This window comes from Mycobacterium avium subsp. avium (assembly GCF_009741445.1).
Classification (GTDB): Bacteria; Actinomycetota; Actinomycetes; order Mycobacteriales; family Mycobacteriaceae; genus Mycobacterium; species Mycobacterium avium.
In genome coordinates, this window is record NZ_CP046507.1 from 1,145,929 (window position 1) to 1,167,382 (window position 21,454).

The following is a 21,454-nucleotide window of genomic DNA, read 5'->3' on the forward strand; positions in this document are numbered from 1 at the left end:
CGGGAACATCGGGTGGCCGCCGCGCGTTGGGAGCAAATGTGACAACAGTCGATCTCACCGCCGAGAAATTCAACGAAACCATCGAGGGCAACGACATCGTGCTCGTCGACTTCTGGGCGTCCTGGTGCGGCCCCTGCCGCCAGTTCGGGCCCACTTTCCAGGCGTCGTCAGAGAAACACCCCGACATCGTGCACGCCAAGGTCGACACCGAGGCCGAACAGCAGCTGGCCGCGGCCGCCCAGATCCGGTCCATTCCCACGCTGATGGCCTTCAAGAAGGGCAAACTGCTGTTCAACCAGCCCGGCGCGCTGCCGCCCGCCGCTCTGGAAGACCTGGTGCAGCAGGTCCGCGCATTCGACGTGGACGCGGCCATCGCCGAGCAAGGCGAATAACCCGACGCGCTACCGTGCACGGGTGAGTTTGGTACTGGTAGACCACCCGCGGCCCGGCGTCGCGCTGATCACCCTCAATCGCCCCGAGCGGATGAACTCCATGGCGTTCGACGTCATGGTCCCGCTCAAGGAGGCCCTGCAGAAGGTCACCTACGACAACGCGGTGCGGGTGGTCGTGCTGACCGGGGCCGGCCGCGGCTTCTCCTCGGGCGCCGACCACAAGTCCGCGGGCACGGTGCCCCACGTCGAGGGGCTGACCCGGCCCACTTATGCGCTGCGGTCCATGGAGATCCTCGACGAGGTCATCCTGGCGCTGCGCCGGCTGCATCAACCGGTGATCGCCGCGGTCAACGGCCCGGCCATCGGCGGCGGCCTGTGCCTGGCGCTGGCCGCCGACATCCGGGTGGCCTCCACCAGCGCCTACTTCCGCGCCGCGGGCATCAACAACGGGCTCACCGCCAGCGAGCTGGGCCTGTCCTACCTGCTGCCGCGGGCGATCGGGTCGTCGCGGGCCTTCGAGATCATGCTGACCGGCCGCGACGTCACCGCCGAAGAGGCCGAGCGGATCGGCCTGGTGTCCTGCCAGGTGCCCGAGGAGCAACTGCTGGACACCTGCTACGCCATCGCCGCGCGGATCGCGGCGTTCTCCCGGCCGGGAATCGAGTTGACCAAGCGCACGCTGTGGAGTGGACTGGACGCCGGTAGCCTGGAAGGGCACATGCAAGCCGAGGGCTTGGGACAGCTTTTCGTCCGCCTGCTCACCGCCAACTTCGAGGAAGCGGTTGCCGCGCGCGCGGAACGACGGCCGCCGGTGTTCACCGACGACAAATAGTTTTTCAGTTCAGGAGAGCGATCGTGATCACGGCCACGGACCTCGAGGTCCGCGCGGGCGCGCGCATCCTGCTCTCACCCGACGGGCCCGACCTACGCGTGCAGCCCGGCGACCGGATCGGGTTGGTCGGCCGCAACGGCGCCGGCAAGACCACCACCCTGCGCATCCTGGCGGGGGAGACCGAGCCGTACGCCGGGACGATCGCCCGCAGCGGCGAAATCGGTTATCTGCCACGGGATCCCAAAGAGGGCGACCTGGACGTGCTGGCCCGCGACCGGGTGCTGTCGGCGCGCGGGCTGGACGTGTTGCTCACCGACCTGGAAAAGCAGCAGGCGTTGATGGCCGAGGTCGCCGACGACGACGCCCGCGACCGCGCGATCCGCCGGTACGGCCAGCTCGAGGAGCGTTTCGTGGCCCTGGGCGGCTACGGCGCCGAGAGCGAGGCCAGCCGCATCTGCGCCAGCCTCGGCCTGCCGGAACGGGTGCTGACGCAGCAGCTGCGCACCCTGTCCGGCGGGCAGCGCCGCCGGGTGGAGCTGGCCCGCATCCTGTTCGCCGCCGCTGAGGGTGGGGCCACCGGTTCTGGTTCGGCGACCACGCTGCTGCTCGACGAGCCGACCAACCACCTGGACGCCGATTCGATCGGCTGGCTGCGCGACTTCCTGCGGGCCCACACCGGCGGGCTGGTGATCATCAGCCACAACGTCGAGCTGCTCGCCGACGTCGTCAACCGGGTCTGGTTTTTGGACGCGGTGCGCGGCGAGGTCGACGTCTACAACATGAGCTGGCAGAAGTACCTCGACGCGCGGGCCACCGACGAACAGCGCCGCCGCCGGGAACGCGCCAACGCCGAACGCAAGGCCGCCGCGCTGCGCACCCAGGCCGCCAAGCTGGGCGCCAAGGCCACCAAAGCCGTTGCGGCACAGAACATGTTGCGTCGCGCCGACCGGATGATGGCCGCGCTCGACGAGGAGCGCGTCGCCGACAAGGTGGCCCGCATCAAGTTCCCCACGCCGGCGGCCTGCGGGCGCACCCCGCTGACCGCCACCGGGCTGAGCAAGTCCTACGGGTCGCTGGAGGTGTTCAGCGGGGTGGACCTGGCCATCGACCGCGGCTCCCGGGTGGTGGTGCTGGGCCTCAACGGCGCCGGCAAGACCACCCTGCTGCGCCTGCTGGCCGGCGCCGAGACGCCCGACACCGGACGGATCGAGCCCGGACACGGTTTGCGGATCGGCTATTTCGCGCAGGAACACGACACGCTGGACAACGATGCGACCGTCTGGCAGAACATCCGCCACGCCGTACCGGATTCCGGCGAGCAGGACCTGCGCGGCCTGCTGGGGGCGTTCATGTTCAGCGGGCCCCAACTCGACCAACCGGCCGGCACGCTGTCCGGCGGCGAGAAGACCCGGCTGGCGCTGGCCGGTCTGGTCGCGTCGACCGCCAACGTGTTGCTGCTCGACGAGCCGACCAACAACCTCGATCCCGCCTCGCGCGAGCAGGTGCTCGACGCGCTGCGCAGCTACACCGGCGCTGTGGTGCTGGTGACGCACGACCCGGGCGCCGCCGAGGCCCTCGACCCGCAGCGGGTGGTGCTGTTGCCCGACGGCACCGAGGACTACTGGTCCGACGAATACCGCGATCTCATCGAGCTCGCCTGATCTGACGGCACGCCGCCGCAGGCGATTCGGCGAAATCCGCCCGCACCCGGCGACGGCTTTCTACTCTAGGGGCTTGCGATGTGTCCGGGCGTCGGAGGAGCCATGAGAAGAACAGTGCAGCGGTCGGCCAACTCGCGCGACCAGTTGTTGGACGAGCTACGTCACGCCTACGAAAGCGGCGCCAGCATCCGCAGTCTGGTCGCGCGGACCGGCCGGTCCTACGGGTCGATTCACAGCATGCTGCGCGAGTCGGGGACCACGATGCGCAGCCGCGGCGGGCCCAACCGCACGGCCAAGGCGGCGCGCGCCTAGCCCGGCCGGGAGTCGTTGCGCCGCACCGAGTTTTCCACCAGGTCCAGCACCGCGGACAGCCGCTGCGGATCCTCGCCGGACGCCAACCGGGCCACCAGCCCGTCGAGCACCAACTCCAGGTAGCACTGCAGCACATCGCCGGGCACGTCGTCGCGCACCCGGTGCGCCTCGGTCTGCCGACGCAGCCGGTCGGTGGTCGCGGCCGCCAGTTCGGCGGAGCGTTCCGCCCAGCCGCGGCTGAACGCCGGATCGTTGCGCAGCTTGCGGGCGATCTCCAATCTGGTGGCCAGCCAGTCGAACTGGTCGGGCGCGGCCAGCATGTCGCGCATCACCTGGATCAGCCCGGCCCGCGACGCCACCTCGGCCATCCGCTCGGCGTCCTCGTGGGCGAGGGCGAAAAACAGCGCGTCCTTGTCCCGGAAGTGGTGGAAGATCGCGCCGCGCGACATCCCGATGGCCTGCTCCAGCCGGCGCACCGTGGCCTTGTCGTAGCCGAATTCGGCGAAGCAGCGGCGGGCGCCGTCGAGGATCTGGCGGCGCCGGGCCGCCAGATGGTCCTCGCTGACTTTTGGCATCTAGCTGGGCATCCGGCAGGGAGTCGTCGGCCGGGTCAGCCGGACTTGAGCATGTTGCGCAGCACGTACTGCAGGATGCCGCCGTTGCGGTAGTAGTCCGCCTCACCGGGGGTGTCGATGCGCACCACCGCATCGAATTCGACTGCGTCCGAACCGTTTTTGCTCGCCTTGACGTGCACCGTCTTCGGTGTCTTGCCCTTGTTGAGCTCTTCGATGCCGGTGATGTCGAACACCTCGGTGCCGTCCAGCCCCAGGTCCTTGGCCGATTTGCCGTCCGGGAACTGCAGCGGGATCACACCCATCCCGATCAGGTTGGAGCGGTGGATCCGTTCGAACGACTCGGCGATCACCGCGCGTACGCCCAGCAGCCGGGTGCCCTTGGCCGCCCAGTCTCGCGACGAGCCGGACCCGTATTCCTTGCCGCCCAGCACCACCAGCGGAATGTTCTGTGCCGCATAGTTTTGCGCCGCGTCGTAGATGAACGCCTGCGGACCGCCGTCCTGGGTGAAGTCGCGGGTGTAGCCGCCGGCCACGTCGTCGAGCAGCAGGTTGCGCAGCCGGATGTTGGCGAACGTGCCACGGATCATCACCTCGTGGTTGCCGCGCCGCGAGCCGAAGGAGTTGTAATCCTTGCGGTCTACGCCGTGCTCGTCGAGGTACTGCGCCGCCGGGGTGCCCGGCTTGATGCTGCCGGCGGGGGAGATGTGGTCGGTGGTCACCGAGTCGCCCAGCAGCGCCAGCACCCGCGCGCCGGAGATGTCGGCGACCGGCTCGGGCTCGGCCGGCATGCCCTCGAAGTACGGCGGCTTGCGCACGTACGTCGAATCCGGGCTCCACTCAAAGGTATTGCCGCTCGGGGTGGGCAGGTTGCGCCAGCGCTCGTCGCCCTTGAAGACGTCGGCGTAGTTCTTGGTGAACATCTCGGAATTGATCGCCGAGGCGATGGTGTCCGAGACGTCCTTCTGCGACGGCCAGATGTCCTTCAGGTAGACGTCGTTGCCGTCCTTGTCCTTGCCCAGCGGCTGCTTTTCGAAGTCGAAATCCATGGTGCCGGCCAGCGCGTAGGCCACCACCAGCGGCGGCGACGCCAGGTAGTTCATCTTCACGTCCGGGTTGATGCGGCCCTCGAAGTTGCGGTTACCCGAGAGCACCGCGGTCACCGACAGGTCGTTGTCGTTGATGGCCTTCGAGATCTCCTCGGGCAGCGGACCGGAGTTGCCGATGCAGGTGGTGCAGCCGTAGCCGACCAGATAGAAGCCGAGCTTCTCCAAATACGGCCACAGGCCGGCCTTGTCGTAGTAGTCGTGGACCACCTGCGAGCCCGGCGCCATCGTGGTCTTCACCCACGGCTTGGAGGCCAGCCCCTTCTCAACGGCGTTGCGCGCCAATAGCGCCGCGCCCAGCATCACCTCGGGGTTGGAGGTGTTGGTGCACGACGTGACCGCGGCGATCACCACCGCGCCGTGGTCGAGCACGAACTCGCCCAGCTCGTCGGAGCGGACCGTCACCGGGTTGCTCGGGCGGCCGTTGGCGTGCGCGGCGGCCGACTGCACCGCGGGCAGGTCGTCGGCGTGGCCGTTGGACGGCGCCCCCGGGTCGCTGGCCGGGAACGTCTCGTCGACCACCTCGTCCAGCTTCGAGTAGCCCTGCTGCCCGTCGCCGTCGCCGACGTAGCTGGGGATCTGCTCGCGGAAGACGGACTTGGCCTGCGACAACGCAATTCGGTCCTGGGGGCGCTTGGGTCCGGCGATCGAGGGCACCACCTGGGACAGGTCGAGCTCCAGGTATTCCGAGAAGGCCGGCTCGTGGGCGGGGTCGTGCCACAGGCCCTGCTCTTTGGCGTAGGTCTCGACCAGCGCCACCTGCTCGGCTTTGCGGCCGGTGAACTTCAGGTAGTCGATGGTTTCCTGGTCGATCGGGAAAATCGCTGCGGTGGAACCGAATTCGGGGCTCATGTTGCCCAGGGTGGCGCGGTTGGCCAGCGGCACCTCGGCCACCCCCTCGCCGTAGAACTCGACGAACTTGCCGACCACGCCGTGCTTGCGCAGCATCTCGGTGACCGTCAGCACCACGTCGGTGGCCGTCACGCCGGGCTGGATCTCACCGGTCAGCTTGAAGCCGACCACCCGCGGGATCAGCATCGACACCGGCTGGCCGAGCATCGCGGCCTCGGCCTCGATGCCGCCGACGCCCCAGCCCAGCACGCCCAGGCCGTTGACCATCGTGGTGTGCGAGTCGGTGCCCACGCAGGTGTCCGGATAGGCCACCCCGTCGCGCTCCATCACCACCCGGGCCAGGTACTCGATGTTCACCTGGTGTACGATCCCGGTGCCCGGCGGCACCACCTTGAAGTCGGAGAAGGCGCCCTGCCCCCAGCGCAGGAACTGGTAGCGCTCGCCGTTGCGCTGGTATTCGATCTCGACGTTGCGCTCGAACGCGTCGGCCGTGCCGAATAGGTCGGCGATCACCGAGTGGTCGATCACCAGGTCGGCCGGCGCGAGCGGGTTGACCTTCTCCGGGTTGCCGCCCAGGTCGGCGATCGCCTCCCGCATGGTGGCCAGGTCGACGATGCACGGCACCCCGGTGAAGTCTTGCATCACCACCCGGGCGGGCGTGTACTGGATCTCAATGCTGGGCTCCGCCTTGGGATCCCAGTTCGCGATGGCCTCGATGTGGTCTTTGGTGATGTTGCTGCCGTCCTCGTTGCGCAGCAGGTTCTCGGCCAGCACCTTGAGGCTGTAGGGAAGCTTCTCGGTATTGGGGACGGCGTCGAGGCGATAGATCTGGTAACTCTTGTCGCCGACCTTGAGGGTGTTGCGGGCTCCGAACGAGTTCACAGAATCAGTCACTTCAACTCCCAAGGATTTAGTTCTTCCGCCGACGGGCCGTGTCGGCGACGGTGCCAACTTTAACAGTACGCTTGTCCTGCATTACGTCGGCGGTCCTGATCTCAGTCTTATCGCCGTTCCCGCCGGTTTAAACCCCCGTTCGGCCCCGAATGCCCGCCGAGCGTCACACTAGAGTGACCGCCGGGGCCGAGCGTCACGCCAGCGTGACCGCCGCAGCAGGAGGGACGACGATGACCGCGCACGATTCTGCGCCACCGCTCTACATTCCGGTGGACGTCGACATGACGATGGTCAAGGCTGCGGTCGCGGCCACCGGGGTCAGCGCGCCGCCGGCCGCCATGCCCGGCCTGCTCGAGGTGGTCAACCAGGCCCGCGCCGAGGGCATCAACCTCAAAATCGTGCTGCTGGACCACAATCCGCCGAACGACACCCCGCTGCGCGACATCTCGACGGTGGTCGGCGCGGACTACCACGACGCCACGGTGCTGACCCTCAGCCCCAATTACGTCGGCAGCTACAGCACCCAGTTCCCGCGCGTCACCCTCGAGGCGGGCGAGGACATCGCCAAGACCGGCAACCCGGTGGTCTCGGCGCAGCACTTTCTGCACGAGCTCGACACGCCCGAGTTCCCCTGGACCGGGCTGACCATCTTCCTGTTGATCGCGGTCTTCGCGGCGGCCGTCGGCACCCGCGTGCTGCAGGTCCGCAGCAGGCGCGCAGCAACGCCGCCCGACGCGGCTGGCGCCGACACCGTGACGCCGACAAACACCGCGTAGCACGCCCGTCCGGCTTCGGGCCGCAACCGGCCCGCCGCGCCGCGGCAAACCCGGCAGATAACCGTTCGGTCACATTAAACGCACGTAGAGAGTGCGATTTCGGTGGAGCGTTTGCGCGCCCAATTGTGTGACGTACGGTGCAAATGATGCTGGTGTTGTCTTTGGTGCCTAACGAATTATTCCGTGGTCGGCGCCACCCGTTGCGTTGAGCCGTAGGAGACCTGAGTCGAATGAGACGCACACGCTGGGGGTCTTCCGCGCGGCCGGCCGCGAGGCTGGTTCGGCCCGTCGTGCCGTCGGTGTTGAGCGTGGCCCTGCTGATCTGCACTCCGGGCCTGGCGCAGGCTGATCCCGCCGCCGACAACCTGGCCGCCCTGATCGCCAACGTCGCCAAGGCCAACCAGCGCCTGCAGAACCTCAGCGCCGAAATCCAGACCGAGCAGGAAAGCGTCAACAAGGCGCTGGTCGACGTGGAGACCGCCCGGGACAACGCGGCCGCCGCCCAGCACGACCTGGAAGCCAGCCAGCAAGCGGTCAAGGACGCCAACGCCGCCATCGCCGGCGCGCAGCGCCGCTTCGACACGTTTGCCGCGGCGGCCTACATGAACGGCCCGTCGAACAGCTACCTGACCGCACGCAACCCCGACGACATCATCGCCACCGAGGCCGCCGCCAAGACCCTGACCGCCAGCTCGCAGACGGTGATGGCCAAGCTGCAGCAGGCCCGCACCGAGCAGGTCAACAGGGAGTCGGCGGCGCGGCTGGCCAAGCAGAACGCCGACAAGGCCGCCGCCGACGCCAAGGCCAGCCAGGACGCCGCGGTGGCCGCACTGACCAACTCCCGGCAGAAGTTCGACGAGCAGCGCGAGCAGATGATCCGGCTGGCCACCGAGCGGGACCAGGCCCAGGCCAAGCTGGAGGCGGCCAAACGTCAGCTGTCCACCCCGGGCTCGGGCGACCGCTGGGAGACGGGATCGGCGGGCGCGCCGGCGCCGTCCGCGGGCCGGCAATGGGACGGCGCCTGGGACCCCACCCTGCCGATGATTCCGAGCGCCAACGTTCCCGGCGACCCGATCGCGGTGATCAACCAGGTGCTGGGCATCTCGGCCACCTCGACCCAGGTCACCGCCGGTCTCGGCCGTAACTTCCTGCAGCAGCTCGGCATCCTCAAGCCCGACGACACCGGCATCACCAACGCGGCGCCCGGTGGGGTCGGGGCGCGCATCCCGCGGGTGTACGGGCGGCAGGCGACGGAGTACGTGATCCGTCGCGGCATGTCGCAGATCGGGGTGCCCTACTCCTGGGGCGGCGGCAACGCGGCCGGCCCCAGCAAGGGCATCGACTCCGGCGCCAACATCGTCGGCTTCGACTGTTCGGGGCTGGTGCTGTATTCGTTCGCCGGGGTGGGCATCAAGCTGCCTCACTACTCGGGCTCGCAGTACAACCTGGGCCGCAAGATCCCGTCCTCGCAGATGCGCCGCGGCGACGTCATCTTCTACGGCCCGGGCGGCTCCCAGCACGTGACCATCTACCTCGGCGACGGCCAGATGCTCGAGGCGCCCGACATCGGGTTGAAGGTCCGCGTCGCCCCCGTCCGCACCAGCGGCATGACGCCCTACGTGGTTCGTTACATCGAGTGGTGAGCAAGTGAGCAGTGAACGAGGAGCCATGCGCCGCAACCGGTTTCGCCTCATCGTCTTCGCCTGGATCACCGCGATGGTGACCGGGCTGATGTTTTCCGTGGCACCGACGCCCGCCGCGCTGGCCGACCCCGGCGAGTGGGATCCCACCCTGCCGGCCCAGATCAGTGCCGGCGCCCCGGGCGATCCGCTCGCCGTCGCCAACGCCTCGCTGCAGGCCACCGCGCAGGCCACCCAGACCACGCTGAACCTGGGCAAGCAATTCCTCGGCGGGCTCGGCATCAACCTGGGCGGCAACGACGCGCCCGCGGCCGCGGCCACGCCGTCCAACCCGGGCGGCAAGATCCCGCGGGTCTACGGCCGGCAGGCCATCGAGTACGTGATCAAGCGGATGGGGTCGCAGATGGGGGTGCCGTACTCGTGGGGCGGCGGCTCGCTGGACGGTCCCAGCAAGGGTGTCGGCGACGGCGCCAACATCACCGGGTTCGACTGCTCGGGGTTGATGCGCTACGGCTTCGCCGGGGTCGGCGTGCTGATCCCGCGGTTCTCCGGCGACCAGTACAACGCCGGGCGTCACATCCCGCAGGATCAGGCCCGCCGCGGCGACCTCATCTTCTACGGCCCGGGCGGGTCCCAGCACGTCACCATGTACCTGGGCAACGGGCAGATGCTCGAGGCGTCCGGCAGCGCCGGCAAGGTCACCGTCAGCCCGGTGCGCAAGCCCGGCATGACGCCGTTCCTGACTAGGATCATCGAGTACTGATCGCGGGCCGGCCCGGCCATCGGCTGGGCGAGCGTCGACGGAATTCGGCGGGCCTGGAATAGTTGGACGAGGGCACGTCGCTGCCCGGCAGTCGTGTCCGATTGAGCTCTGGAGGGTTATCGATGACAGCAGCAGGTGGGCCGCCGCCAGGCGCCGGCGGTTACTCGGGCCCGGGCGGGCAGTCCGGGCCGGGCGCGCACGAAGCGCCGACCGGCGGCGCCGGTGCCGGCAATGGCCTGGCCGCCGAGGTGCAGACCCTGGAACGGGCCATCTTCGAGGTCAAACGCATCATCGTGGGCCAGGACCAGCTGGTCGAGCGGATGCTGGTCGGCCTGCTGTCCAAGGGGCACGTGCTGCTCGAGGGTGTGCCCGGCGTCGCCAAGACGCTGGCCGTCGAGACCTTCGCGAAGGTGGTGGGCGGGACGTTCGCGCGCATCCAGTTCACCCCCGACCTGGTGCCCACCGACATCATCGGTACCCGCATCTACCGGCAGGGCAAGGAGGAGTTCGACACCGAGCTGGGCCCCGTGGTGGTCAACTTCCTGCTCGCCGACGAGATCAACCGCGCGCCCGCCAAGGTGCAGTCGGCGCTGCTGGAGGTCATGCAGGAACGCCACGTGTCGATCGGCGGTAAGACCTTCCCGCTGCCCAACCCGTTCCTGGTGATGGCGACGCAGAACCCGATCGAGCACGAGGGCGTCTACCCGTTGCCCGAGGCCCAGCGCGACCGCTTCCTGTTCAAGATCAATGTCGGCTACCCGTCGCCGGAGGAGGAGCGCGAGATCATCTACCGGATGGGCGTGCGCCCGCCGGAGCCCAAGCAGATCCTCAACACCGGCGACCTGGTCCGGCTGCAGGACATCGCGGCCAACGTCTTCGTCCACCACGCGCTGGTCGACTACGTGGTGCGCGTGGTCACCGCCACCCGGCACCCCGAACAGCTGGGCATGAACGACGTCAAGACGTGGATCTCGTTCGGCGCCTCGCCGCGCGCCTCGCTGGGCATCATCGCCGGGGCGCGGTCGCTGGCGCTGGTGCGTGGCCGCGACTACGTGATTCCGCAGGACGTCGTGGACGTCATTCCGGACGTGCTGCGGCACCGGCTGGTGCTCACCTACGACGCGCTGGCCGACGAGATCTCGCCGGAGATCGTCATCAACCGGGTGCTGCAGACGGTCGCCCTGCCTCAAGTGAATGCCGTTCCGCAGCAAGGGCATTCGGTGCCCCCGGTGATGCAGCCTGCCGGTGCGGCCAGCGGTCGGTGACCGACCCCAAGAGGCCGGTGCTGCATCCGCCCTCGATGCAGCGCGGGCAGATCGATGACCCGAAGCTGTCGGCGGCGCTGCGCACGCTCGAGCTCACCGTCAAACGCAAGCTCGACGGGGTGCTGCACGGCGACCACCTGGGCCTGATCCCGGGGCCGGGATCCGAGCCGGGGGAGTCGCGCGAGTACCAGCCCGGCGATGACGTGCGGCGGATGGACTGGGCCGTCACCGCGCGCACCACGCATCCGCACGTGCGGCAGATGATCGCCGACCGCGAGCTGGAGACCTGGCTGGTGGTCGACATGTCGGCCAGCCTGGACTTCGGCACCACGGTGTGCGAGAAACGCGACCTGGCGGTGGCGGCCGCGGCCGCGATCACCTTCCTCAACAGCGGCGGCGGCAACCGGCTCGGCGCGCTGATTGCCAACGGCGCCACCATGACTCGGGTGCCGGCGCGGTCCGGGCGCCAGCACGAGCAGACGCTGCTGCGCACCATCGCGACCACGCCGCGGGCGCCGGTCGGGGTGCGCGGCGATCTGGCGACGGCCATCGACGCGCTGCGCCGTCCGGAACGCCGGCGCGGCATGGCGGTGATCATCAGCGACTTCCTCGGTCCGATCAACTGGCAGCGGCCGCTGCGGGCGATCGCGGCCCGGCACGAGGTGCTGGCCATCGAGGTGCTCGACCCGCGGGACGTCGAACTGCCCGACATCGGCGACGTGGTGCTGCAGGACGCCGAGACGGGCGTGACCCGCGAGTTCACCATCGACGCCCAGCTGCGCGACGACTTCGCCAAGGCCGCCGCGGCGCACCGGGCCGACGTCGCGCGCACCATCCGCAGCTGCGGGGCGCCGATCCTGACGCTGCGCACCGACCGCGACTGGATCGCCGACATCGTGCGGTTCGTGGAATCCCGCCGGCGCGGGGCATTGGCGGGGCGGCAGTGACTCGAATATGAGCCTGCCGTTCCTCGGCCCAATGTCGTTGTCGGGCTTCGAACATTCGTGGTTCTTCCTGTTCCTGCTGGTGGTCGCCGGGCTGGCGGCGCTGTACATCCTGATGCAGTTGGCCCGGCAGCGGCGGATGCTGCGGTTCGCCAACATGGAGCTGCTGGAAAGCGTCGCGCCCAAGCGGACGTCCACGTGGCGGCATCTGCCGGCGATCCTGCTGGTGGCCTCGCTGGTGCTGTTCACCATCGCGATGGCGGGCCCGACGAACGACGTCCGGATTCCGCGTAACCGCGCGGTCGTAATGCTGGTGATCGACGTGTCGCAGTCGATGCGGGCCACCGACGTCGCGCCCAACCGGATGGCGGCCGCCCAGGAGGCGGCCAAGCAGTTCGCCGACGAGCTGACCCCCGGTATCAACCTGGGGCTGATCGCCTATGCCGGGACCGCGACGGTGCTGGTGTCGCCGACGACCAACCGGGAGGCCACCAAGAACGCGTTGGACAAGCTGCAGTTCGCCGACCGCACCGCCACCGGCGAGGGCATCTTCACCGCCCTGCAGGCGATCGCGACGGTGGGCGCGGTGATCGGCGGCGGCGACAAGCCGCCGCCGGCGCGCATCGTGTTGTTCTCCGACGGCAAGGAGACGATGCCGACCAATCCGGACAACCCGAAGGGCGCCTTCACCGCCGCGCGCACCGCCAAGGATCAGGGCGTGCCGATCTCGACCATCTCGTTCGGCACCCCGTACGGGTTCGTGGAGATCAACGACCAGCGCCAGCCGGTGCCGGTCGATGACGAGACGTTGAAGAAGGTGGCCCAGCTCTCCGGCGGAAACGCTTACAACGCAGCGTCATTGCAGGAGCTGAAGTCGGTGTACGCGACGCTGCAGCAGCAGATCGGCTACGAGACCATCAAGGGCGACGCGAGCGTGGGCTGGGTGCGGCTGGGTGCGTTGGTGCTGGCGCTGGCCGCGCTGACCGCGCTGCTCATCAACCGCCGCCTGCCCACCTAGGTGGGGCGCGCCCGCCGGCCGCGCCCTCTTCGCCGCGCTGCGCCCTCTTCGCCGCGCTCGTAACGCCACGGCGGAATCTCGGCCGGATTTCCGCCGTGGCGTTACGAGCGGCGTCGCCGGGCGTCGCGCACCCGGCGGATGATCTCGTCGGGACGGTCCTCGGCGATGACCCGTACGACGATCCACCCGTACCGCTCGAGCATCTCGAGCCGGCGGATGTCTTTGACGTACTGATAGCGGCTCGCCCGATGCTGGTCGCCGTCATACTCTGCGGCGACCTTGATCTCTTCCCATCCCATGTCCAAATACGCCTCGGCCCAACCCCATTCGTTGCGCACCGGGATCTGCGTCTGCGGCCGCGGGAACCCGGCGTCGATCAGCAACACCCGCAGCCAGCTCTCTTTGGGCGACTGGGCGCCGCCGTCGACCAGTGCCAATGCCGCTCTGGCCGCCTTGATGTCATGCCGACCGCGGTAGCGGTCCACGAGCAGCTCGACGTCCGCCATCTTCAGCTCCGTCGCCTGCACCAGGGCGTCGATGGCGGCGACCGCCACGCCCCTGGGATGGCGGCGCGCCAGGTCAAGCGCGGTGCGCACCGGCGTGGTGACCGCCGTGCCGTCGACGACGGTGATCTCGTCGGACTCGATGCGCTCCTCCCAAACCCGCACCCCGCGGGCGTGACGGCGATTGGTGTCGATGATCTCGGCCGGCCGCGCCGCGTCGATCCACTTCGAACCGTGCAGCGCGGCGGCCGAGAAACCCGCCAGCACGCCGCGCCGGCGCGACCGCAGCCATGCCGCCTTCGCCCGCACCACCGCCGTCAACTCGGCGTCGCGAGCGACATACACGTCCCGGTGCAGCGCGACGTACCGGCTGCGCAACTCGTGGCGAGACAGCAACCGCGCGGCCAGGGCTTCGCTGCCCAGGAAGGGGTCCGTCATGGCGAAAGTGTGCTGCGCCACACCGACACCGTGGCGCGCTCGTAACGCCACGGCGCAAACTCGCCCGGATTTCCGCCCTGGCGTTACGAGCGGGGCCAGCCGGTTTCCGGGCCGATCAGCCGAGGCGATAGGTTGACGGGGTGACTGACACGGCCACCGAGAACACCACCGAAAGTGCCGCCGGCTTCGGCAGACCGGCATTCGTCTCCCGCTCCGTCCTGGTGACCGGAGGAAACCGGGGCATCGGTCTGGCGATCGCCCAGCGGCTGGCCGCCGACGGCCACAAGGTGGCCGTCACGCACCGCGGATCCGGGGCGCCCGACGGGCTGTTCGGTGTCGAGTGCGACGTCACCGACAACGACGCCGTCGACCGCGCCTTCACAGAGGTGGAGGAGCACCAGGGGCCGGTCGAGGTGCTGGTGTCCAACGCCGGTATCTCCAAGGACGCATTCCTGATCCGGATGACCGAGGAGCGGTTCACCGAGGTCATCAACGCCAACCTGACCGGGGCGTTCCGGGTGACCCAGCGCGCGGCGCGCAGCATGCAGAAAAAGCGGTTCGGCCGCATCATCTACATCGGCTCGGTGTCCGGCATGTGGGGCATCGGCAACCAGTCCAACTACGCGGCCGCCAAGGCCGGCCTGATCGGGATGGCCCGCTCGATCTCCCGCGAACTGTCCAAGGCGGGTGTGACCGCCAACGTCGTCGCGCCCGGCTACATCGACACGGAGATGACCCGCGCCCTGGACGAGCGGATCCAGGCGGGCGCGCTGGAGTTCATCCCGGCCAAGCGGGTCGGCACCGCCGCGGAGGTCGCCGGGGCCGTCAGCTTCCTGGCCTCCGAGGACGCCAGTTACATCGCCGGCGCGGTGATCCCCGTCGACGGCGGTATGGGCATGGGCCACTGATTCCAACCAGCACACAAGGACATTAAGGACGGACATGGCAGGACTGCTCGACGGCAAACGGATCCTGGTCACCGGGATCATCACCGACTCGTCGATCGCGTTTCACATCGCCAAGGTGGCCCAGGAGGCCGGGGCGCAGTTGGTGCTGACCGGCTTCGACCGGCTGCGGCTGATCCAGCGCATCGTCGACCGGCTGCCGGAGAAGGCCCCGTTGATCGAGCTCGACGTGCAGAACGAGGAGCACCTGAACACCCTGGCCCAGCGGGTGACCGCCGAGATCGGCGAGGGCAACAAGCTCGACGGGGTGGTGCACTCGATCGGCTTCATGCCGCAGACCGGCATGGGCATCAACCCGTTCTTCGACGCGCCGTACGAGGATGTCTCCAAAGGCATTCACATCTCGGCGTATTCGTACGCCTCGCTGGCCAAGGCGCTGCTGCCGATCATGAACCCCGGCGGGTCGATCGTGGGCATGGACTTCGACCCCAGCCGGGCGATGCCGGCCTACAACTGGATGACGGTCGCGAAGAGCGCGCTGGAGTCGGTCAACCGGTTCGTGGCGCGCGAGGCCGGGCCGCACGGCGTGCGCTCGAATCTCGTTGCGGCGGGCCCGATCCGCACGCTGGCGATGGCCGGGATCGTCGGCGGCGTGCTCGGCGACCAGGCGGCCGAGCAGATCCGGCTGCTGGAGGAGGGCTGGGATCAGCGGGCCCCGATCGGCTGGAACATGAAGGACCCCACCCCGGTGGCCAAGACGGTGTGCGCGCTGCTGTCCGACTGGCTGCCGGCCACCACCGGCACCATCATCTACGCCGACGGCGGCGCCAGCACCCAATTGCTGTAGACGGCAATGGATTTCGACGCCGTCCTGCTGCTGTCCTTCGGCGGGCCGGAAGGGCCCGAGCAGGTTCGGCCGTTCTTGGAGAACGTCACCCGGGGCCGCGGCGTGCCGCCGGAACGTCTCGACCACGTCGCCGAGCACTACCTGCATTTCGGCGGGGTGTCGCCGATCAACGGCATCAACCGCGCGCTGATCGAGCAGCTGCGGGCCGCCCAGGCCCTGCCCGTCTACTTCGGCAACCGCAACTGGGAGCCCTACGTCGAAGACACGGTGAAGGTCATGCGCGACAACGGGATTCGGCGTGCCGCGGTGTTCACCACCTCCGCATGGAGCGGCTACTCCAGCTGCACGCAGTACGTCGAGGACATCGCCCGGGCGCGGGCCGCGGCCGGGCCGGGCGCGCCCGAACTGGTCAAGCTGCGGCCGTATTTCGACCATCCGCTGTTCGTGGAGATGTTCGCCGGCGCGATCGCCGACGCGGCGGCGAAGGTACCCGCGGGGGCGCGTCTGGTGTTCACCGCGCATTCGGTCCCGGTGGCCGCGGACGAGCGCGTGGGGCCGCGACTGTACAGCCGCCAAGTCGCTTATGCCGCAAGGCTTGTGGCGGCCGCCGCCGGGTACGCCGAGCACGACCTGGTGTGGCAGTCGCGCTCCGGGCCACCCCAGGTCCGCTGGCTCGAACCCGACGTCGCCGACCATCTGCGCGCCCTGGCCGAATCCGGCACCCCGGCCGTCATCGTCTGCCCGATCGGGTTCGTGGCCGACCACATCGAGGTGGTGTGGGACCTCGACGAGGAGCTGCGCGCGCAGGCCGAGTCGGCGGGGATGCTGATGGCGCGCGCGTCGACGCCCAACGCCCAGCCGCGTTTCGCGCGGTTGGCGGCCGACCTGATCGACGAATTGCGTTGCGGCCGAACGCCCGCCCGGGTGACCGGCCCCGACCCGGTGCCCGGTTGTCTCGCAAGCGTCAACGGTGCACCGTGCCGGCCGCCGCACTGCGCGGCCCAAGCTACCGGCTAGAACCTAATCGCCCCAGGCGGAATGCAGGATCGCGGTGACCGCGGCCATCCGCGCCGAACGCACCACCGCGGTCAGCGGCCGCAGCGCGTCGCCGGCGATGCGCGCCTCCGACGACGATTGTGTGCCAAGCGGTTCCAGACCGGCGGCGATCGGCGCGGCGAATCGGTCCGGCGAATCCGACCGACTCAGCCCGGCGCTCACCGCGATGATGGCGTCGACGTGCGCGGCGTTCTCCAGCACCCGCAACGCGCGCGACGGCGCGTGATCCGGAATGCGGTGCTGCCGTGCCGATTCCAGCAACTGCTCGACCAGCCCCCGCGGGTCGTCGACGTCGGACGCGGCCGAGCCGAGGCCGATGGCGCCCAGCGTCTCGGCGGCCGAGCGCACCGCGGAGCGCAACGTGTACTCGGCGTCGCCGAGCTCGTGATGGTCCAGCACCGGCGCCCCGGGCAGCGAATACACCGTCCAGCTCAGCGCGCACAATTCGGTCAGCGCGTAGTCCTGGGACCCATCGTCGTCGTCGGCGTAACAGAATTCGGGGACCAGCCCGACGGCGGCGCCGGGCTGGTGCGGATTGCTGACGATCACCGCCTCGCCGGCGGCCAGCGCGTCCTGCTCGAACTGGGTGCCGGGGGCCAGCCCGCGCACATCGCCCGGTACCGGCAAAACCACGTTGATCGTCCCGCGCATCAGTCCGGAGCCCACCGGCACGCCGATCGCGGCGCGCAGCGTCTGCAGCAGCGTGACCGTCCCGGCGTCGTGCACGTCGGGCCACGGCAGCCCGGTGTGGCCCGCGGCGACGGCATCATACGCGGTCACCGATTGCTTTGGCGCCCAAACGGATAACGCGTCGAGGACGTCGTCGGGCGCGGCCTTGCCGGCGAGCCAGGCATTGGCCCACAGGGACAGCGAAACACTGGGACACCACACGAGAAGGCAGTGTAGTTGTTTTGCCCCGGGAAGGCCGATCACGCGTATTCTTGCCGCATGCACGCCGCGGTGCTTTGGCTAATATTCGCGCTGGTGCTGGCCGGTGCGGAGGCCCTCACCGGCCATCTGTTCCTGGTGATGCTCGGCGGGGGCGCGCTGGCCGCGGCGCTGACCAGTTGGCTGACCGATTTCCCGGCGTGGCTGAACGGGACGGTGTTCCTGGTCGTCTCGGTGCTGCTGCTGGTGGTGGTGCGCCCGCCGCTGCGGCGCCGGCTGACCCCGGCCGCGGTGCCGCAGCTGGGCATCGAGGCGCTGGAGGGCAAGACCGCGCTGGTGCTCGAGCGGGTCGCCCGCGACCGCGGCCAGGTGAAGCTGGACGGCCAGGTGTGGACGGCGCGTCCGCTCGACGAGAACGACGTCTACGAACCCGGTGAGCCGGTCACCGTCATGCAGATCGACGGCGCCACCGCAGTGGTCTTCAAGAGCAGTCTTTAGCGAAAAGGGCTGCAAGAGAAAGGAATTCCAATGCAAGGTGCGGTTGCTGGTTTGGTGCTGCTGGCCGTTCTGGTGATCTTCGCCATCGTGGTGGTGGCCAAGTCGGTCGCGCTGATACCTCAGGCGGAGGCCGCGGTGATCGAGCGCCTGGGTCGGTACAGCCGCACGGTCAGCGGGCAGCTGACGCTGCTGGTGCCGTTCATCGACCGGATCCGGGCCCGGGTGGATCTGCGGGAGCGGGTGGTGTCGTTCCCGCCCCAGCCGGTGATCACCGAGGACAACCTGACGCTGAACATCGACACCGTCGTCTACTTCCAGGTCACCGTTCCCCAGGCGGCCGTCTACGAGATCAGCAACTACATCGTCGGCGTCGAACAGCTCACCACCACCACGCTGCGCAACGTGGTCGGCGGCATGACGCTGGAGCAGACGCTGACCTCCCGCGACCAGATCAACGGGCAGCTGCGCGGCGTGCTGGACGAGGCCACCGGCCGCTGGGGCCTGCGGGTGGCGCGGGTGGAGCTGCGCAGCATCGACCCGCCGCCGTCGATCCAGGCGTCGATGGAAAAGCAGATGAAGGCCGACCGCGAGAAGCGGGCGATGATCCTGACCGCCGAGGGCATGCGCGAGTCGGCGATCAAGGAGGCCGAGGGCCAGAAGCAGGCGCAGATCCTGGCCGCCGAGGGCGCCAAGCAGGCCGCGATCCTGGCGGCCGAGGCCGACCGGCAGTCCCGGATGCTGCGCGCCCAGGGTGAGCGGGCCGCGGCCTACCTGCAGGCGCAGGGCCAGGCCAAGGCCATCGAGAAGACGTTCGCCGCGATCAAGGCCGGCCGGCCCACCCCGGAGATGCTGGCCTACCAGTACCTGCAGACGCTGCCGGAGATGGCGCGCGGCGACGCCAACAAGGTGTGGGTGGTGCCCAGCGACTTCAGCGCGGCGCTGCAGGGATTCACCAAGCTGCTGGGCACGCCGGGCCAGGACGGGGTGTTCCGGTTCCAGCCGTCGCCGGTCGAGGACGTGCCCAAGCACAGCGCCGAAGACGACGCCGACGTCGCGGACTGGTTCTCCACCGAGACCGATCCGGCGATCGCGCAGGCGGTGGCCAAGGCCGAGGCGATCGCCCGCCAGCCGGCGGACGGCCCGACGGGGGAGCTGACCCAATAGCCTCCCTAGGATTGCCGCATGAGTGCGTTGACTTCACCGAAGACCTACGCGGCGCTGGGCGTGTTCCACGCCGTCGACGCGGTCGCGTGCGGCGTCCAGGTCGCCCCGATCCGCAAAACCCTTGACAACCTGGGTGTTCCGGACAACATCCGGCCGGTGCTGCCGGTCGTGAAGGCGGCCGCGGCGGTCGGTTTGCTGTCGGTCACCCGCTTTCCCGGGCTGGCCCGGCTGACGACGGCGATGCTGACGCTGTACTTCGTGCTCGCGGTCGGCGCGCACGTGCGGGTGCGCGACAAGGTCGTCAACGGTCTTCCGGCCGCGCTGTTTGTGGCGTTGTTCGCCGCGATGACGGTGCGCGGGCCCGAGCGGAGTTAGAGCGCGCCGTCGCGTGCGTTACGTAACCCGGTTCGTAATCGTCTGAAGTATCTGTTGGGCGCTTTGTTCGGTTTGCGGAACGCCAAGCGCTCCAACGTATATCAGCACCGATGATTTCACCCGGTAGAACAGTTTCCACACGCTGGAGCTCAGGCTCAGGGTGTCGGTGTCCAGCTGGCGTACTGTGAAATCATAGTTCTTGGCGTGCAGGGCAGTGCAGGCCGTCAGCGATGGAAGAAGCTGATCAAAATGGGCGCGCGCTGTGTCCGCATCCCGGTAAATACCCACGGCTTGCACCACATTGGCGATACCGCGCACTTTGACTTGGCCCGTGCCGCTGTAGACGTCACCGTTGTAAGTCGCGGAACGAAACTGTGTCCAGTCGCCGTCGAAAATCGCCTCTTGGTCGAATACGGCGCGGCACGGGGTGGGGGTGTTCGAATCCGAGTGGCGCGGTTGCTGGACTTGTGAGCCGGGGCCGGAATTCAGGCTTTCGGTGTCGGCTATGCGGCGCACGTCATCGAGGTTGACGAGTAACGTTTCGACGCTCTTTCCGGAAGTGGTTGTCGTTTCCTTTGTGGTGGGGGTATCCGTGCGACCGCAACCGGGCAATAAGGAGGCCACGACCAGAATGGCCAACGCCAGAAAAACAGCGACACCACACTTCGTCCCAAAGCGATCGGCCTGACGAGTAGTTATCAATTGCGTTCACCGAGAGGGAGTCGGTGCGGGCGCCGGGGTAACGGACGTTGGAATTCCACAGTCCAACAGCTCGCTCGAGAGCTTCAGTAACTTCGCGTTCAGGTTTAGATACTCTTCTTCGTAGGCCGCAACTTCGGCTGGGTCGTATGGGTTGTATTGCCGTTCGTTGTGCTCGTTTATCTCGTTGATCAACTCGCTCCAATCGTGAAGCAGTTCCGTCGGATCTGCGCACTCAGACGGTTGTGGTGTCGGTGTCGAGGGACTTTCGGGTACCTGTCCGTTTAAGCCAGCCATTGCGTTGCTGATCCTGTCAGCGGTGCGTACGTCCGCTCTGATGAGATCAGCGGCACGCTGATGGATATCGGCGGCATAAGCTTCGGCCTCCGCTTCTCGGATCGCGCGGTCGGCCGAGGAATTACCTGTCGAGAGGTCGGTGACTGAAAGATCTTCATGCACATAGAAGCCCGCTTCGTGTGCATCGACAACCGCATTTCTCATGCGCGACCGCGCGGCGGAGAGGTCCGTGGCGCCAGCACGAGCCACTCTGGCCGCTTCGTGCAATTGGTCGACCATGTCGCTGACCTTCACTTTGTCGGCATAAGTGCGGCTGCGCAGCGCCTCCGCGCCGTTGCCTTGCCACCCGATGCTCAGGGAGTCTTTCCATGTCTCCGTGAACGCCTCATACCACCGGTCACGGGTGGACATCCAATGGTCGGCTGCCTCCGTAAGATGATCCGTCGGCCAGGCTAAGAGCTCGGACAGGCGCGGTATGGGGACGGCACGCATGGGCTATTGCCTCGCCGGTTGCCGGCCAATCGCCGACATCTTTTCCGCCGAATCGGCCTCGTTGGCGGTGTAACTAATATCCGCCGCCGCGACTTTCGTTGCGGTTTCGGTCATGCGGCCGATCAGAGAGTTCGCTGCCACCTCGACAGCTGCATGGGCGGCGTCCACGGCGACCGCACTGGGTTGGTAGGACATACCCGACGGCGGCGGTGTAGCGACGCGCAGACGGGCGGCGTTCGTGTGCCATTTGCCAGAAAGCATCCGC

The 21,454-nt window shown here is 68.5% G+C and carries 23 protein-coding genes; 16 read left to right on the forward strand and 7 right to left on the reverse strand.

What is annotated here, in order from left to right:
- Positions 1–38: 38 nt before the first annotated feature.
- From trxA to MAA44156_RS05720, 4 genes are all read left to right on the forward strand, one after another.
- Complete coding sequence (trxA, locus tag MAA44156_RS05705) at positions 39–392, forward strand: thioredoxin (RefSeq protein ID WP_003877663.1); 354 nt, start codon at positions 39–41, stop codon at positions 390–392.
- Positions 393–414: 22 nt separating this feature from the next.
- Positions 415–1,224 (forward strand): enoyl-CoA hydratase, encoded by an 810-nt coding sequence (locus MAA44156_RS05710; protein ID WP_009977560.1) that lies wholly within the window; start codon positions 415–417, stop codon positions 1,222–1,224.
- 23 nt (positions 1,225–1,247) lie between these two features.
- The gene (locus MAA44156_RS05715; protein ID WP_009977557.1) at positions 1,248–2,885 is read left to right on the forward strand and encodes an ABC-F family ATP-binding cassette domain-containing protein; all 1,638 of its coding nucleotides are present in this window, start codon (positions 1,248–1,250) and stop codon (positions 2,883–2,885) included.
- Positions 2,886–2,987: 102 nt separating this feature from the next.
- Complete coding sequence (locus MAA44156_RS05720; RefSeq protein ID WP_003876091.1) at positions 2,988–3,197, forward strand: helix-turn-helix domain-containing protein; 210 nt, start codon at positions 2,988–2,990, stop codon at positions 3,195–3,197.
- On the opposite strand, the gene MAA44156_RS05725 is transcribed toward MAA44156_RS05720, so the two are convergent.
- Together MAA44156_RS05725 and MAA44156_RS05730 are read right to left on the reverse strand one after the other, a co-directional pair.
- A complete protein-coding gene (locus MAA44156_RS05725; protein ID WP_003876092.1) occupies positions 3,194–3,772 on the reverse strand; it encodes a TetR/AcrR family transcriptional regulator in 579 nt (192 codons plus the stop codon). The genes MAA44156_RS05720 and MAA44156_RS05725 overlap by 4 nt on opposite strands.
- Positions 3,773–3,807: 35 nt before the next feature.
- Positions 3,808–6,621 (reverse strand): aconitate hydratase, encoded by a 2,814-nt coding sequence (locus tag MAA44156_RS05730; protein WP_029248521.1) that lies wholly within the window; start codon positions 6,619–6,621, stop codon positions 3,808–3,810.
- A gap of 230 nt (positions 6,622–6,851) precedes the next feature.
- Here MAA44156_RS05730 and MAA44156_RS05735 point away from each other — a divergent pair, with 230 nt between their 5' ends.
- From MAA44156_RS05735 to MAA44156_RS05760, 6 genes are all read left to right on the forward strand, one after another.
- Positions 6,852–7,397, forward strand: coding sequence for an Rv1476 family membrane protein (locus MAA44156_RS05735; protein ID WP_003876094.1), 546 nt, complete (start codon positions 6,852–6,854; stop codon positions 7,395–7,397).
- A 230-nt stretch (positions 7,398–7,627) separates the two neighbouring features.
- Complete coding sequence (gene ripA / locus MAA44156_RS05740; protein ID WP_023861230.1) at positions 7,628–9,040, forward strand: NlpC/P60 family peptidoglycan endopeptidase RipA; 1,413 nt, start codon at positions 7,628–7,630, stop codon at positions 9,038–9,040.
- 25 nt (positions 9,041–9,065) lie between these two features.
- On the forward strand, positions 9,066–9,800 hold the full coding sequence (ripB, locus tag MAA44156_RS05745) for an NlpC/P60 family peptidoglycan endopeptidase RipB (protein ID WP_003876096.1): 735 nt from the start codon (positions 9,066–9,068) through the stop codon (positions 9,798–9,800).
- 122 nt (positions 9,801–9,922) lie between these two features.
- Entirely contained in the window at positions 9,923–11,065 is a 1,143-nt protein-coding gene (gene moxR1, locus MAA44156_RS05750; RefSeq protein WP_003876097.1) for a chaperone MoxR1, read from the forward strand.
- Positions 11,062–12,012, forward strand: a complete 951-nt coding sequence (locus MAA44156_RS05755) for a DUF58 domain-containing protein (protein ID WP_009977550.1) — start codon at positions 11,062–11,064, stop codon at positions 12,010–12,012. Before moxR1 ends, MAA44156_RS05755 begins: the two co-directional genes overlap by 4 nt.
- A gap of 7 nt (positions 12,013–12,019) precedes the next feature.
- On the forward strand, positions 12,020–13,027 hold the full coding sequence (locus tag MAA44156_RS05760) for a VWA domain-containing protein (RefSeq protein WP_009977549.1): 1,008 nt from the start codon (positions 12,020–12,022) through the stop codon (positions 13,025–13,027).
- Between the two features lie 101 nt (positions 13,028–13,128).
- Here MAA44156_RS05760 and MAA44156_RS05765 read toward each other — a convergent pair whose 3' ends face one another.
- Complete coding sequence (locus MAA44156_RS05765) at positions 13,129–13,968, reverse strand: type IV toxin-antitoxin system AbiEi family antitoxin (protein ID WP_009977547.1); 840 nt, start codon at positions 13,966–13,968, stop codon at positions 13,129–13,131.
- A gap of 140 nt (positions 13,969–14,108) precedes the next feature.
- Between MAA44156_RS05765 and fabG1 the strand changes: the two genes are divergently transcribed.
- From fabG1 to MAA44156_RS05780, 3 genes are read left to right on the forward strand one after another with little or no spacing between them, the layout of a single operon-like run.
- Positions 14,109–14,876, forward strand: a complete 768-nt coding sequence (gene fabG1, locus MAA44156_RS05770) for a 3-oxoacyl-ACP reductase FabG1 (RefSeq protein ID WP_009977546.1) — start codon at positions 14,109–14,111, stop codon at positions 14,874–14,876.
- Positions 14,877–14,910: 34 nt separating this feature from the next.
- Complete coding sequence (gene inhA, locus MAA44156_RS05775; protein WP_009977545.1) at positions 14,911–15,720, forward strand: NADH-dependent enoyl-ACP reductase InhA; 810 nt, start codon at positions 14,911–14,913, stop codon at positions 15,718–15,720.
- Between the two features lie 6 nt (positions 15,721–15,726).
- Positions 15,727–16,737 carry a ferrochelatase gene (locus MAA44156_RS05780; protein WP_009977544.1) on the forward strand — a complete coding sequence of 337 codons (1,011 nt, stop codon included), beginning with the start codon at positions 15,727–15,729 and terminating at the stop codon, positions 16,735–16,737.
- 3 nt (positions 16,738–16,740) lie between these two features.
- Here the strand turns inward: MAA44156_RS05780 and MAA44156_RS05785 are convergent, their stop codons facing one another.
- Positions 16,741–17,667, reverse strand: coding sequence for an Rv1486c family protein (locus tag MAA44156_RS05785; RefSeq protein WP_009977543.1), 927 nt, complete (start codon positions 17,665–17,667; stop codon positions 16,741–16,743).
- Positions 17,668–17,724: 57 nt separating this feature from the next.
- On the opposite strand from MAA44156_RS05785, the gene MAA44156_RS05790 reads away from it, so the two are divergent.
- Genes MAA44156_RS05790 through MAA44156_RS05800 form a run of 3 tightly spaced genes read left to right on the forward strand, consistent with a single transcriptional unit; the run spans position 17,725 to position 19,701 of the window.
- Complete coding sequence (locus tag MAA44156_RS05790) at positions 17,725–18,162, forward strand: NfeD family protein (RefSeq protein WP_009977542.1); 438 nt, start codon at positions 17,725–17,727, stop codon at positions 18,160–18,162.
- A gap of 30 nt (positions 18,163–18,192) precedes the next feature.
- Positions 18,193–19,326, forward strand: a complete 1,134-nt coding sequence (locus MAA44156_RS05795) for an SPFH domain-containing protein (protein WP_011725383.1) — start codon at positions 18,193–18,195, stop codon at positions 19,324–19,326.
- Between the two features lie 18 nt (positions 19,327–19,344).
- A complete protein-coding gene (locus MAA44156_RS05800) occupies positions 19,345–19,701 on the forward strand; it encodes a DoxX family protein (RefSeq protein ID WP_003876108.1) in 357 nt (118 codons plus the stop codon).
- Between the two features lie 18 nt (positions 19,702–19,719).
- Here MAA44156_RS05800 and MAA44156_RS05805 read toward each other — a convergent pair whose 3' ends face one another.
- The 3 genes from MAA44156_RS05805 to MAA44156_RS05815 all read right to left on the reverse strand — a co-directional run bounded on the left by MAA44156_RS05805 (position 19,720) and on the right by MAA44156_RS05815 (position 21,384).
- Entirely contained in the window at positions 19,720–20,340 is a 621-nt protein-coding gene (locus MAA44156_RS05805) for a sensor domain-containing protein (RefSeq protein WP_179143962.1), read from the reverse strand.
- 69 nt (positions 20,341–20,409) lie between these two features.
- Positions 20,410–21,189: a hypothetical protein gene (locus MAA44156_RS05810; protein ID WP_023863977.1), complete on the reverse strand. Its 780-nt coding sequence runs from the start codon at positions 21,187–21,189 to the stop codon at positions 20,410–20,412.
- Positions 21,190–21,192: 3 nt separating this feature from the next.
- Entirely contained in the window at positions 21,193–21,384 is a 192-nt protein-coding gene (locus MAA44156_RS05815) for a hypothetical protein (RefSeq protein ID WP_009977535.1), read from the reverse strand.
- Positions 21,385–21,454 lie beyond the last annotated feature (70 nt).